This window comes from Nonomuraea sp. NPDC050451 (genome assembly GCF_044458585.1).
Genome location: NZ_JBITHZ010000020.1, coordinates 100,496 through 114,661 on the forward strand (window position 1 = coordinate 100,496; position 14,166 = coordinate 114,661).

The following is a 14,166-nucleotide window of genomic DNA, read 5'->3' on the forward strand; positions in this document are numbered from 1 at the left end:
GTTTGTGGGAGTTGGTGTTCTCGGGCCGGGATGCGGTTGGGGAGTTCCCGGTTGATCGGGGTTGGGATCTGGAGAGGTTGTATGACCCGGATCCGGATAGTCGGGGGACGTCGTATGCGCGGCATGGCGGGTTCTTGTATGACGCGGCGGAGTTCGATTCGGGATTTTTCGGGATTTCGCCGCGTGAGGCGTTGGCGATGGATCCGCAGCAGCGGTTGTTGCTGGAGGCGTCGTGGGAGGCGGTCGAGCGGGCGGGGATCGATCCGACGGGGTTGCGTGGGAGCCGGACGGGTGTGTTCGCCGGGGTCATGTACCACGACTACGCGCCCCAGCTCTCGGCCGTGCCCGGCGAGCTGGAAGGGCTCATCGGCACAGGAAGCTCTGGCAGCATCGCCTCCGGCCGGGTGAGCTACACCCTGGGCCTGGAAGGTCCGGCCGTCACCGTGGACACGGCATGCTCGTCCTCCCTGGTGGCGCTCCACCTGGCGGTTCAGGCACTGCGGTCGGGCGAGTGCGACCTGGCGCTGGCCGGCGGTGTCACCGTGATGGCCACACCGAGCACCTTCATCGAGTTCTCCCGGCAACGGGGACTGTCCCCGGACGGGCGCTGCAAGGCGTTCTCGGCCGCGGCCGATGGCACCGGCTGGGGTGAAGGTGTCGGCATGCTGCTGGTGGAACGCCTGTCGGACGCCCAGCGCAATGGTCACCAGGTGCTGGCGGTGGTGCGGGGCTCGGCGATCAACCAGGACGGTGCGAGCAACGGCCTGACCGCCCCGAACGGCCCCTCGCAGCAGCGGGTGATCCGCCAGGCCCTGGCCAACTCCGGGTTGTCGGTCGGAGACGTGGACGTGGTCGAGGCACACGGCACCGGGACCGCTCTGGGCGACCCGATCGAGGCACAGGCGCTGATCGCGACCTATGGACAAGAGCGGGACCAGCCGCTGTGGCTGGGGTCGATCAAGTCGAACATCGGCCATGCGCAGGCCGCGGCGGGCGTCGCAGGTGTGATCAAGATGGTCATGGCGATGCGGAACGGGGTTCTGCCGCAGACGTTGCATGTGGATGAGCCGTCGCCGCACGTGGACTGGTCGGCTGGGGCGGTGCAGTTGCTGACCGAGGCGCAGCCGTGGGAGCAGAACGGGCATGCCCGTCGTGCGGCGGTCTCCTCGTTCGGGATCAGTGGCACCAACGCCCACGTCGTGTTGGAGGAGCCTGCCGCTTCGGAGATCGAGGCCGAGATCGGTGGCACGGAGTTGCCGGCGGTGCCGTGGCTGGTGTCGGCCAAGGATGCGCAGGCGCTTCAGGCTCAGGCGTCTCGACTGGCGTCGTGGCTGGAGGAGCGGCCGTCGCTTTCCCTGGCGGATGCCGCTTGGTCGTTGGCCACCGGGCGGGCGGTGCTGGAGCGGCGTGCGGTCGTGGTGGGCGCTGATCGTGACGAGTTGTTGGCCGGGTTGCGGGATGTGACGGCCGGGAGTGGCTCTGGTGGCCGGTTGGCGTTGTTGTTCGCCGGTCAGGGCAGTCAGCGGGTCGGTATGGGCCGACAGCTCGCTGAGGCGTTCCCGGTGTTCGCTGGGGCGTTGGAGGAGATCGACCGGCTGATGCCGGTGCGTGAGGTGATGTTCGACGACCCGGATGGGGTGTTGAACGAGACCGGGATGACCCAGCCGGCGTTGTTCGCCTTCGAGGTGGCGTTGTATCGGCTGCTGGAATCCTTCGGCGTCCGCGCGGATGTGCTGGTCGGGCACTCGATTGGAGAGATTGCCGCTGCTCATGTGGCCGGGGTGTTCTCGTTGGCGGATGCGTGTGCTCTGGTGGCGGCTCGGGCCCGGTTGATGCAGGCGCTCCCCGCTGGTGGCGCGATGCTGGCGATCGCCGCGCCCGAGGCGGAGGTTCTGCCGCTGCTGGAGGGCCGGGTCGGGATCGCGGCGGTCAATGGCCCGGCTGCGGTGGTGATCTCCGGCGACGAAGAGGCGATCGCGGAGATCGAGGGCCGGGTCAGTGCTCGCACGCGCAGACTACGGGTCTCCCACGCCTTCCACTCGCCGTTGATGGAGCCGATGCTGGCCGACTTCGAGGAGGCCATCTCCGGTCTGACCTACCACGAGCCCGCTCTTGCGATCGTTTCCAACCTGACCGGCCGGCTGGCCGAGCCGGGACAGCTGACCACCCCGACCTACTGGGTGGAGCACGTGCGTCAGGCGGTGCGGTTCGCTGACGGGGTCGCGGCTGCGGAGGCTGATTGCTTCCTGGAGGTCGGCCCGGACGGGGTGCTGACGGGGCTGGCTCAGCAGAGCATCGCCGATGGGGTGTTCATTCCCGCCACCCGCAAGGACCGGGATGAAGCTCGCGCCCTGGTTGAGGCGCTTGGTCGGTTGCACACCCACGGCATTGCTGTGGACTGGACGGCGGTGCTGGCCCCGGGCAGGCACGTCGACCTGCCCACCTACGCCTTCCAGCGGGAGCGGTACTGGGTGCCGGCTGCTCAGGACACCGGCGATGTGGACGCCGCCGGGCTGGGTGCCATTGACCACCCCATGCTCCGTGCCGCCATCTCGGCGCCGGACTCCGACACTCACACCTTCACGGGTCGGTTGTCCCTCACGTCACAGCCCTGGCTGGCCGATCACCAGGTCAACGGCCGGGTGGTGGTGCCGGGTGCGGCGCTGGTGGAGCTGGCGGTGCGGGCCGGGCATGAGCTGGACTGCCCGCAGCTGCGGGAGCTGACCATCCAGGCACCGTTGCTGGTGCCGGCCGAGGGTGGCGTGCACATCCAGTTGGTCGCCGGGCCATGCGACGAGTCAGGCAGCCGCCCCGTAAGCATCCATTCCCGCAGCAACCAGGCTGCGGAGTGGGTGCAGCACGCACAGGGCTTGCTCGCCGACCAGGCCGAGGAGCCGGTGTTCGACCTGGCTCAATGGCCTCCGGCCGGGGCCACGCCGGTCGATGTCGAGCAGCTGTATGACGACCTGGCTGCGGATGGATTGGAGTACGGGCCGCTGTTCCAGGGGCTGACTGCGGCCTGGCGGCAGGGAAGCACGGTGTTCGCCGAGATCACGCTGCCGGAGCAGGCGCACGCCGAGGCGGGCCGCTTCGGTTTGCACCCCGCCTTGCTGGATGCCTCCCTGCACGCTGCCGCGTTGGGTGAGGTGGTGCCGAGGCCGGAGGCCGGGCGGCCGTATCTGCCGTTCGCCTGGAGCGGGGTGTCGTTGCACGCGGCCGGTGCGAGCGGCCTGCGCGTCAAGGTAGCCGCAGGTGAGAGTGCGGCGAGCATCACGTTGAGCATCGCCGACGAGACCGGCGCGCCGGTGGCCGAGGTCGATGCGCTCACCTTGCGCGCTCTGTCCGCAACCGAACTCAGCGCGTCCGAGACCCAGGGCTTGCTGCACCAGCTCGACTGGGTGGTGGTCCCGGATGCTCCCGCGCAAGAGGCGCACCGGTGGGTCGTGCTGGGGTCCGATGACCTGGGCACGGGGACCGAGACCCGGTCGGATCCGGCCTCCATCCAGCCGCCCGAGGCGGTTCTGGTCGCGTGCCCGGCCGCCGGCCAGGACGTGCACGCTACGACCCATGCGACGCTGGAGCTGGTCCAGGAGTGGCTTGCCGACGACCGCTTGGCGTCGTCGCGGCTGGTCGTCGTCACGCGCGGCGCGGTGGCGGCCGGCCCGGAGGATGTGCCGGACCCGGCGCAGGCGGCGGTGTGGGGGCTGGTACGGGCCGCGCAGGCCGAGCAGCCCGGCCGGTTCACGCTGCTGGACCTGGACGCGGAGCCGCTGCGCACGGAGACGGTCGACCAGATCTTGGCCACAGGCGAGGCCCAACTGGCCGTCCGAGCCGGTCAACTGCTGGCCCCGCGCCTCAACCGAGCCGCAGGATCGGAGGAGCCAGACCAGCTCAGCGAACCCTGGGTTGGTGGGCACGAGGGGACCGTGCTGGTCACCGGTGGCACCGGCGGGTTGGGCGCGTTGGTGGCCCGGCACCTGGTGGTCGCACACGAGGTCAGGCACCTGCTGCTGGTCAGCCGCCGGGGCCTGGAGGCGCCCGGGGCCGCCGCGCTCGCGGTCGAGCTGGCCGAGCACGGCGCGAACGTGTCGGTGGCCGCCTGCGACGTCGGCGACCGTGACGCCCTCGCCCGCCTGATCACCTCGATTCCCGCCGAGCACCCGCTGACGGGCGTCGTCCACACGGCAGGTGTTCTGGACGACGGTGTCGTCGGCTCCCTCACTCCGGAGCGCATCGATGCCGTCCTGCGGCCCAAGGCCGACGCGGCGTGGCACCTGCACGAGCTCACGCGGGACCTTGATCTGAACGCGTTCGTGCTGTTCTCCTCGGTGGCCGGGGTGCTGGGCAGCGCGGGCCAGGGCAACTACGGCGCGGCCAACGCATACCTGGACGCGCTGGCACACCACCGCAGAGCGCAGGGTCTCCCCGCCACCTCGTTGGCCTGGGGCGTCTGGGCCACCGACGGTATGGCGGGCGAGCTCAAGGAATCCGACCTGCGCCGCATGGAACGCGCAGGCGTGAAGCCGCTGTCCATCAATGACGGGCTCGCTCTCTTCGACACCGCTGTGTCGTCCGGCCAGGCGCTGCTGATTCCCGCACGGTTCGTACAAACCCGGACCAACGGGCGCACCCCGGTCCGTCGTGCCGGCAGCGCCAACGGGCTCGCCCAGCGTCTGGCCGCGCTGGACCCGGCCGAACGCCGGGCGATGCTGACAGACCTGGTCCGCGGCAGCGCGGCCACAGTGCTCGGGTTCGCAGACGGGTCGGCCATCGACCGGCAACGCCAGTTCCAGGACCTCGGCTTCGACTCGCTGACCGCAGTCGAGTTCCGCAACCAGCTCAACGCGGCCACCGGCCTGCGGCTCCCGGCCACCCTCATCTTCGACTATCCGACCGCTGAGGCGGTGGCGGAGTTCCTGGCGGGTGAGCTGGTCGGCGGGCAGTCCTCGCAGGCTGTGGCACTCACCGCGACGGCGACGGACGAGCCGATCGCGATCGTGGGCATGGCGTGCCGGTATCCGGGTGGCGTGGCCTCGCCGGAGGACCTTTGGGAGCTGGTGTCGCAGGCCCGGGACGCGATCGGAGACTTCCCGACCGATCGCGGCTGGGATGTGGAAGGGGTGTACGGACCGGAGCCCGGCACGCCGGGCAAGACTTACACGCGCCTGGGCGGGTTCCTGTACGACGCCGCCGAGTTCGACCCTGTGTTCTTCGGGATTTCGCCGCGTGAGGCGTTGGCGATGGATCCGCAGCAGCGGTTGTTGCTGGAGGCGTCGTGGGAGGCGGTCGAGCGGGCGGGGATCGATCCCCATGGGTTGCGTGGGAGCCGGACGGGTGTGTTCGCCGGTGTGATGTATCACGACTACGGGCTGGGCACTCCGGCGTCGACCAGCGGTGGCAGCCTGGTGTCGGGGCGGGTGTCGTACACCCTGGGCCTGGAAGGTCCTGCGGTCACGGTTGACACGGCGTGTTCGTCGTCTTTGGTGGCGTTGCACTGGGCTGCTCAGGCGTTGCGATCCGGTGAGTGTGATCTGGCGCTGGCTGGTGGTGTGACGGTGATGTCGACGCCGGGGATGTTCATCGAGTTTTCGCGGCAGCGGGGGTTGGCGGCGGATGGGCGGTGTAAGGCGTTCTCGGCGGCGGCTGATGGCACCGGCTGGGGTGAAGGTGTCGGTGTGCTGCTGGTGGAGCGGCTGTCGGACGCGCGGCGCAACGGGCACCAGGTGCTGGCGGTCGTCAAGGGCTCGGCGATCAACCAGGACGGTGCGAGCAACGGTCTGACGGCGCCGAACGGTCCTTCGCAGCAGCGGGTGATCCGGCAGGCGCTGGCCAACGCCGGTCTGTCGCCCGGAGATGTGGACGTGGTCGAGGCGCACGGCACGGGTACCAAGCTCGGCGACCCGATCGAGGCCCAGGCGCTCCTCGCGACCTATGGCCAGGAGCGGGATCGGCCGTTGTGGCTGGGGTCGCTGAAGTCGAACATCGGTCACACACAGGCCGCCGCCGGTGTGGGTGGCGTGATCAAGATGGTCATGGCGATGCGGAACGGGGTCCTGCCGCAGACGTTGCATGTGGATGAGCCGTCGCCGCACGTGGACTGGTCGGCGGGTGCCGTTGAGCTGCTCACCGAGACGCAGCCGTGGGAGCAGAACGGGCACGCCCGTCGTGCGGCGGTCTCCTCGTTCGGGATCAGTGGCACTAATGCCCACGTCGTGTTGGAGGAGCCTGCCGCTTCGGAGATCGAGGCCGAGATCGGTGGCACGGAGTTGCCGGCGGTGCCGTGGCTGGTGTCGGCCAAGGATGCGCAGGCGCTTCAGGCTCAGGCGTCTCGACTGGCGTCGTGGCTGGAGGAGCGGCCGTCGCTTTCCCTGGCGGATGCCGCTTGGTCGTTGGCCACCGGGCGGGCGGTGCTGGAGCAGCGTGCGGTCGTGGTGGGCGCTGATCGTGATGAGCTGCTGGCCGGGTTGCGGGATGTGACGGCCGGGAGTGGCTCTGGTGGCCGGTTGGCGTTGTTGTTCGCCGGTCAGGGCAGTCAGCGGGTCGGTATGGGCCGGCAGCTGGCTGAGGCGTTCCCGGTGTTCGCTGGGGCGTTGGAGGAGATCGACCGGTTGTTGCCGGTGCGTGGGGTGATGTTCGACGGCCCGGATGGGGTGTTGAACGAGACCGGGATGACCCAGCCGGCGTTGTTCGCCTTCGAGGTGGCGTTGTATCGGCTGCTGGAGTCCTTCGGGGTGCGGGCGGATGTGCTGGTTGGGCATTCGGTCGGGGAGATTGCCGCCGCGCACGTGGCGGGAGTGTTTTCGCTGGCGGATGCGTGCGCTCTGGTGGCGGCTCGGGCCCGGTTGATGCAGGCGCTTCCGGCCGGTGGGGCGATGTTGGCGATCGCCGCGCCTGAGGCGGAGGTTGTGCCGCTGCTGGAGGGCCGGGTCGGGATCGCGGCGGTCAACGGCCCGGCTGCGGTGGTGATCTCCGGCGACGAAGAGGCGATCGCGCAGATCGAGGAGCGGGTCAGCGCTCGCACGCGCAGGCTGCGGGTCTCGCATGCTTTCCACTCGCCGTTGATGGAGCCGATGCTGGCCGACTTCGAGGAGGCCATCTCCGGTCTGACCTACCACGAGCCGACCCTCCCGATCGTTTCCAACCTGACGGGCCGGTTGGCCGAGCCGGGGCAGCTGACCACCCCGAGCTATTGGGTGGAGCACGTGCGGCAGGCCGTGCGGTTCGCTGACGGAGTCACGGCTGCCGGGGCGACCCACTTCCTGGAGATCGGCCCGGATGGAGTGCTGACAGGGCTGGCCCAGCAGAGCATCGCCGATGGCGTCTTCATCCCCGCCACCCGTAAGGACCGCGACGAGGCCCGCGTCCTGATCGAGGCACTTGGCCGGTTGCACACCAACGGCATCGCTGTGGACTGGACGGCGGTGCTGGCACCGGGCAGGCACGTCGACCTGCCCACCTACGCCTTCCAGCACCAGCGGTACTGGGTGCCGGCCAGTCTGGAGTCCGGTGATGTGGACGCCGCCGGGCTGGGCGCCATCGAGCATCCGATGTGGAGCGCGGTGACCGAGGTGGCCGGCGGCGAGTCGGTCATCTTCACCGGCCGCCTGTCCCTCACGTCACAGCCCTGGCTGGCCGATCACCAGGTCAACGGCCGGGTGGTGGTGCCGGGTGCGGCGCTGGTGGAGCTGGCGGTGCGGGCCGGGCATGAGCTGGACTGCCCGCAGCTACGGGAGCTGACCATCCAGGCACCGTTGCTGGTGCCGGCCGAGGGTGGCGTGCACATCCAGCTGGTCGCCGGACCATGCGACGAGTCAGGCAACCGCCCCGTAAGCATCCATTCCCGCAGCAACCAGGCTGCGGAGTGGGTGCAGCACGCACAGGGCTTGCTCGCCGACCAGGCCGAGGAGCCGGTGTTCGACCTGGCTCAATGGCCTCCGGCCGGGGCCACGCCGGTCGATGTCGAGCAGCTGTATGACGACCTGGCTGCGGATGGATTGGAGTACGGGCCGCTGTTCCAGGGGCTGACTGCGGCCTGGCGGCAAGGAAGCGCGGTGTTCGCCGAGATCACGCTGCCGGAGCAGACGCACGCCGAGGCGGGCCGGTTCGGTTTGCACCCCGCCTTGCTGGACGCCTCCCTGCACGCCGCCGCGCTGGGTGACGTCGTGCCGAGGCCGGAGGCCGGGCAGCCGTATCTGCCGTTCGCCTGGAGCGGGGTCTCATTGCATGCGGCCGGTGCGAGCGGCCTGCGCGTCAAGGTGACCGCAGGTGAGGGTGCGGCGAGCATCACGCTGAGCATCGCCGACGAGACCGGCGCGCCAGTGGCCGAGGTCGACGCCCTGACCCTGCGTGCCCTGTCCACCACCGGGACCCCGGGCTCGCTGCACCAGCTCGACTGGATCGCGGTCCCGGACACATCCAGCTCGCCAGCACCTCAGTGGGTCGTGCTGGGTCCCGACGACTTGGGCACCGATGCCCAGACGTACCCCGACCTGGCCTCAGTTCAGCCGGCGGAGGCGGTCCTGGTCGCGTGCCCGGCCACCGGCCAGGACGTGCACGCCACGACCCACGCGACGCTGGAGCTGGTCCAGGAGTGGCTTGCCGACGATCGCCTGGCGGCGTCGCGGCTGGTCATCGTCACTTACGGCGCGGTGGTCGCGGCCGCGGACGACGTATCGGATGTGGCGCAGGCGGCGGTGTGGGGTCTGGTACGGGCCGCGCAGGCCGAGCAGCCCGGCAGGTTCGTGCTGCTGGATCTGGATGCCGAGGCGCCCTCCGGCGACGTGCTCGCCAGGGTGCTGGCGTCGGGTGAGCCGCAGCTCGCGGTGCGGGCGGGCGAGATCTGGGCGCCGAGGCTGGGCCGGGTCACGGATCTGGAGGATCAGGGTCCGGTGTTCGGCCCGGACGGCACGGTGCTGGTCACCGGTGGCACGGGCGGGCTGGGCGCGCTGGTGGCCCGCCACCTGGTCACCGAGCACGAGGTCAGGCGGCTGCTGCTGGTCAGCCGCCGCGGCCCGGACGCGCCGGGCGCGGCCGAGCTGGTGGCCGAGCTGGAAGGGCTGGGCGCCGAGGTGGAGGTGGCCGCGTGCGACGTGGCCGATCGTGAGGCGCTGTTCGGGGTGGTCGCCTCGGTGGCGGACTCGCTCACCGGCATCGTTCACACGGCCGGTGTGCTGGACGACGGCGTGATCACCTCCCTGTCGGGCGAGCGGCTGGACGCGGTCCTGCGGCCCAAGGCCGATGCCGCCTGGCATCTGCACGAGCTCACGCGGAACCTCGACCTGACCGCGTTCGTGCTGTTCTCCTCGCTGGCCGGCGTCCTGGGCAGCGCGGGCCAGGGCAACTACGCCGCCGCCAACGCGTACCTGGACGCCCTGGCACACCACCGCAGAGCCCAGGGTCTCCCCGCGACATCCCTCGCCTGGGGCCTCTGGACGACCAGCGGCATGGCGGGCGAGCTGACGGAGTCCGACCTGCGCCGCATGGAACGCGCGGGCGTGCAGCCCCTGACCGCCGAGGAGGGACTGGAACTCTTCGACATCGGCACCCGATCCGGCCGGGCCGCGCTGGTCCCCGCGAAGTTCACCAAGGCCGGGACCCGTACCCGGCCACGCCGTGCCCGCCCGGCCCAGGGACTGGCGGAACGGCTGGCCACGATGGAGCCGGACCAGATTCAGGACACCCTGTCGGAGCTCGTCAGGGGCCAGGTCGCGGCGGTGCTCGGGTTCGCCGACGGGTCGGCGATCGAGCCGGGACGCCAGTTCCAGGATCTCGGCTTCGACTCCCTGACCGCGGTCGAACTCCGCAACCAGCTCAACGCGGCCACCGGACTGCAGCTCCCGGCCACGCTCATCTTCGACTACCCGACTCCCCACGACCTGACGCGATTCGTACTGGAGCAGCTCTTCCCGGCCGCCGCGGCCAGGACGGCCGGGCCCGCCGCGGTCCGGAGCGACGCCGAGGTACGGCAGCTCCTGACGACCATCCCGATCTCACGGCTACGTGAGGCCGGGCTGCTGGACAGCCTGTTCCGCCTAGCCGGCCCGGAGGAGGACGGAGAGACGAACGGCAGGACCGAGGAGATCGACAGCATGGACGCCGACCTCCTGATTCAGCTCGCCCTTGAAGGCGGGAGTTCCTAGGCAGAACTCCGATCAAAGGAATGATCATGACCCTGGTAACCACTTGGACGACGCTCAAAGAATCCAACTCGGCGGACCTCGTCCTCTGCGTCGACTTCACGGAGACCGGCCGTGCGGAGGCGGGCTTCCCCGAGCTGGTGGCGAACATTGACTACGACGCGACCTTCTGGCACGTGCGCCCGCCCGCCGTGGCGCCCGGTTGCGGGATCGACGGTGCCGCCTATGTCCGTTCCTGGGTGGAGCCCATCAAGGAGAGCGGCAGGAAGGTCCACGCGGTCATGGGCTACTGCGTGGGCGCCGTCTACGCGGCCGAGCTCGTCGACAGGCTGGCCGAACTGCAGGGCTCGACGCCCAAGCTGATCCTCTTCGACCCGGAGCCCACGAGCCTGGAGAACGTCTACTTCCAGTTCGGCAAGGTCTTCGGCATCCTCTCCTCGATCCTGAACGAGGAGGACGTCACCCAGATCCGGGAGACCATGGACACGATGCTCCAGGTCGAGGGGATCACGGTCGAGGGCTACGCCGCCCAGCTGTATGCCACCTTCCGCGAGGTCGGGCACCGCGCGTTCGAAAGGGCCGGGTTCGACCCGGAGTACTCCGAGGAGATGTGGGAGACGTTCAGCGCCTTCCTGGCCTTCCTCACCTACGCCGACCACCTGGACCCCTGGGAGGGGTGGCTGCGTGCCACCGCGGTGAGCTCGTCCAACCCGAGGAACGGCCTGAACCGGCTGCGTGACTCCGGCCGCACCGTCGTGGCCGAGGAGCTCAGGTTCGCGGAGGGCCACGACGTGCTGCTCACCTCGGACGAGGTCGCCAGGGCCGTCACCAAGCTGCTGGAGAGATGATCATGGAGCAGATGCTGGGTCAGCGCGCCTCGCGCAAGGAGCAGGCGCTGTGGATGCTGGAAGAGCTGGTCCCCGGTACCGGGGTGAACAACCTGGGCGTGGCGTTCAGCGTGGCGAGCCTGCCGAGCCGCACGCTCATGCTGGACGCGATCAACCACGTCCTGCGCCGGCACGAGATCCTGCGCACGGTCTTCGGGATCGAGGCGGAGGGCATGACGCGGGAGGTCGTGCCGCCCGAGTACGCCGAGCTGCGCTTCGAGGAGGCCGGCCGGGGTGCCACGCGCGAGTGGCTGACGGAGTTCGTGGCCCGGCCGTTCCAGCCGGACGGCGAGCTCCTGGTGCGCGCCGCCGTCCTGGAGGAGGAGGCGGGCGAGGTCTACTGCCTGGCGATCCACCACTCGATCTTCGACGGGCTGTCGTCCGCGCTGCTGATGAACGAGCTCGCCGCGACCTACAACGCCCTCGCGGCGGGCGAGTCGCCGCCGTGCGACACCGTGCCGGCCTGGGAGGAGCCGGCCGCCCACCCGCGCAGCCGGGAGTTCTGGCACGACAAGCTGGACGGGTTCCGCGCCGACGAGCTGGACCTGTGGTGCGAGCAGCCGGAGGCCTCGCAGGTCACCCTCTTGGGCGACGTGGTCAACTGGGAGCTGTCCCCCGCCGCGCGCGACGCGGCGCGGCAGATGCAGCGCGAGCTGCGGTCGCCTGAGTCGGTCGTCCTCATGGCCGCGTACGGCGTGCTGCTCGCCGCCCACGGGGCCGGCCCCGACCTCACCATCGGCTCGCCCGTCAGCGTGCGGACGCCCGAGGCCGGCACGCGGATCGGCTACCACATCAACGTGCTCACCCTGCGCACCCGCGTGCAGTCGGCGAACACCTTCCGCACGTACACGCGGCTCACCCGTCGCACGTTCATGGAGGCCATGTCGCACGCCGACCACCCGGTGGACGACCTGCTGGAGTTCGTTCCCCGCGACGGCTGGCGCAACAACCTCTTCCGGCACACCTTCAACTACGTGCCCGCCGACCTGTCCGCCGAGTTCATGCTGGGCGGGTTGCGGGCCGCGCAGGTGGTGATCGAGAACGGCTTCAGCAAGTTCGACCTGGAGTTCTTCGTCACCTCCACCCCCGAGGCGATCAGGATCAGGACCGCGTTCTGCGTGGACGTCCTGGACCGGGCCGACGTGGAGCTGCTGCTGGCCCGCTTCGACGAGCTGCTCGTCACGCTCGCGGAGCAGCCCGACACGCCGCTCGCGGACATCCCCGTCTGGTGTTACCAGGACCGGGCGGCCATCGAGCTGGCCAACGCCACCGAGCGCGCGGTGACGCCGGCGACCGTACTGGACAAGATCGCCCGCCAGGTCTCCGCCGCGCCGCCGGAGGACACCGACGCGGTGCTCGACGGCGAGCGCCGCGTCGGGTTACGCCGCCTGTGGGCCGCCGCCGAGGCCACCCGCGACGCGCTGCGGGCCGCCGGCGTGGGCAGGGGCGACGTCGTCGCGCTGCTGGCGCGGCGCGGTCCCGAGCTGGCCGCCGCCGCCGTCGGCGTGTGGCTCGCCGGGGCGGCGTACCTGCCGCTGGAGCCCGACCACCCGCAGCAGCGGCTCGACTACCAGCTCGACGACGCCGGCGCCGCCGTGGTCCTCGCGGGCGAGGGGATCGTCGTCTCCGGCGACCGTACGGTCCTGCCGCTCGTGCCCGTCGACTCGGTGACGCCGGTCTCCGGCAAGGTGACGGCGTTCAACAGCGTCAGGCCTGAGGACTGCGCGTACCTCATCTACACCAGCGGCTCCACCGGGCTGCCCAAGGGCACCCTGATCGACCACTACAGCCTCGCCAACCTGATCGCGCACTTCGCGCACCAGCTGGCCGTGGGCGCGGCGGACACCGTGCTCTGGCTGACCACGTTCAGCTTCGACATCTCCGCTCTGGAGCTGTTCCTGCCCCTGACGACGGGCGCGCGGCTGGCCGTCGCGCCGGACGACGCCCGCACCCAGGGCGAACCCCTCGCGGAGGCGCTGCGGCGCTACGACGTCACCATCGCCCAGGCCACGCCGACCACCTGGCGCCTGGTCATCGACCAGGTGGCCGGGCAGCTGGCCGGCCGCCGCGTGCTCTGCGGCGGCGAGCCGATGCCCGCCGTCCTGGCCAAGCGGCTGTCCGCGACCGGGTGCGAGCTCTACAACGTGTACGGCCCCACGGAGACCACCATCTGGTCCACCTCCGGCCGCATCGACCCGGCCGCCGACCGCGTCGACGTGGGCGTGCCCATCGCCAACACCAAGGTGTACGTCTCCGCCCCCGACGGCCGCCCGCTGCCGATCGGGACCCGGGGCGAGCTGTGCATCGCCGGCGACGGGGTGGCCATCGGCTACCACGACCGGCCGGAGCTGACCGCCGAGCGGTTCGGCGAGCACCCCGTGTACGGCCGGTCCTACCGCACGGGCGACCTGGCCCAGTGGACGTCCGACGGCCGGCTGGAGATCCTCGGCCGGCTCGACCGCCAGATCAAACTGCGCGGCAACCGGATCGAGCTCGCCGAGGTCGAGGGCGTGCTGCTGGCCCACCCGGACGTCAGGGCCGCCGCGGTCGTGGTCGTCGGCGACCCCAGCGCCGACGCCGTCCTGTGGGCCTTCGTGGTGGCGCCGGAACGCCCCGAGGTCACCTCGGAGCTGTGGGAGCACGCCAGCGCCTCCCTCCCGTACGCCGCGACCCCCCAGGAGTACGTGACCGTGGACGCGTTCCCGATGACGGGCAACGACAAGGTCGACTACCCCGCCCTCCGCCGCCTGGCCATGGAGCTGCGCGACGCCGAGGCCAGCGTGGAGGAGGAGGAACTCCCGTCCGACAGCGGGGACCAGCTGGTCGACTCCCTGGTGGCGCTCTGGAAGGTCATGCTCAACCGCAACGATCTCGGCCCCGACAGCCACTTCTTCGCGCTCGGCGGGCACTCGCTGCTGGCGGTCAAGCTGCTGCAGGAGATCAAGCGGGAGACCCAGATCCGGCTCAAGCTCAAGGACATCTTCGAGGAGCCGACGCCCGCCGGCCTCGCCCGGAGGCTGCAGGCGGCCAACGCGAACCTCTGACGAAACCGCGGCCGGGTCCCCCACCCGGCCGCGGGCGCGATGCAGGCACTACTCGATAGGCGGGTTCTCTCGTGTCGGAAAAAGCCGTCGTTCCCCATG

3 protein-coding genes (1 of these 3 running past the window's edge) are annotated in these 14,166 nt (G+C 70.6%); all 3 read left to right on the forward strand.

The window, feature by feature from the left end; translation table 11 throughout:
- Tightly spaced (at most 26 nt apart), the 3 genes in view from ACIBI9_RS42065 to ACIBI9_RS42075 form a layout consistent with a single transcriptional unit that may run on beyond the window.
- Positions 1-10,139, forward strand: partial view of an SDR family NAD(P)-dependent oxidoreductase gene (locus tag ACIBI9_RS42065; protein ID WP_397231097.1) — the 3' end only. Its footprint begins 17,209 nt before the window's first position; 10,139 of the gene's 27,348 nt are visible here — the last part of the coding sequence; its start codon lies off the left edge, out of view; the stop codon is at positions 10,137-10,139.
- 26 nt (positions 10,140-10,165) lie between these two features.
- Positions 10,166-10,984, forward strand: a complete 819-nt coding sequence (locus tag ACIBI9_RS42070; protein ID WP_397231099.1) for a hypothetical protein — start codon at positions 10,166-10,168, stop codon at positions 10,982-10,984.
- Between the two features lie 2 nt (positions 10,985-10,986).
- A complete protein-coding gene (locus ACIBI9_RS42075; RefSeq protein WP_397231100.1) occupies positions 10,987-14,067 on the forward strand; it encodes an amino acid adenylation domain-containing protein in 3,081 nt (1,026 codons plus the stop codon).
- Positions 14,068-14,166 lie beyond the last annotated feature (99 nt).

Coding starts and splice junctions, on each gene's coding strand:
- ACIBI9_RS42070 (WP_397231099.1), top strand. CDS start 10,166: ATGACCCTGGTAACCACTTGGACGACGCTCAAAGAATCCAACTCGGCG.
- ACIBI9_RS42075 (WP_397231100.1), top strand. CDS start 10,987: ATGGAGCAGATGCTGGGTCAGCGCGCCTCGCGCAAGGAGCAGGCGCTG.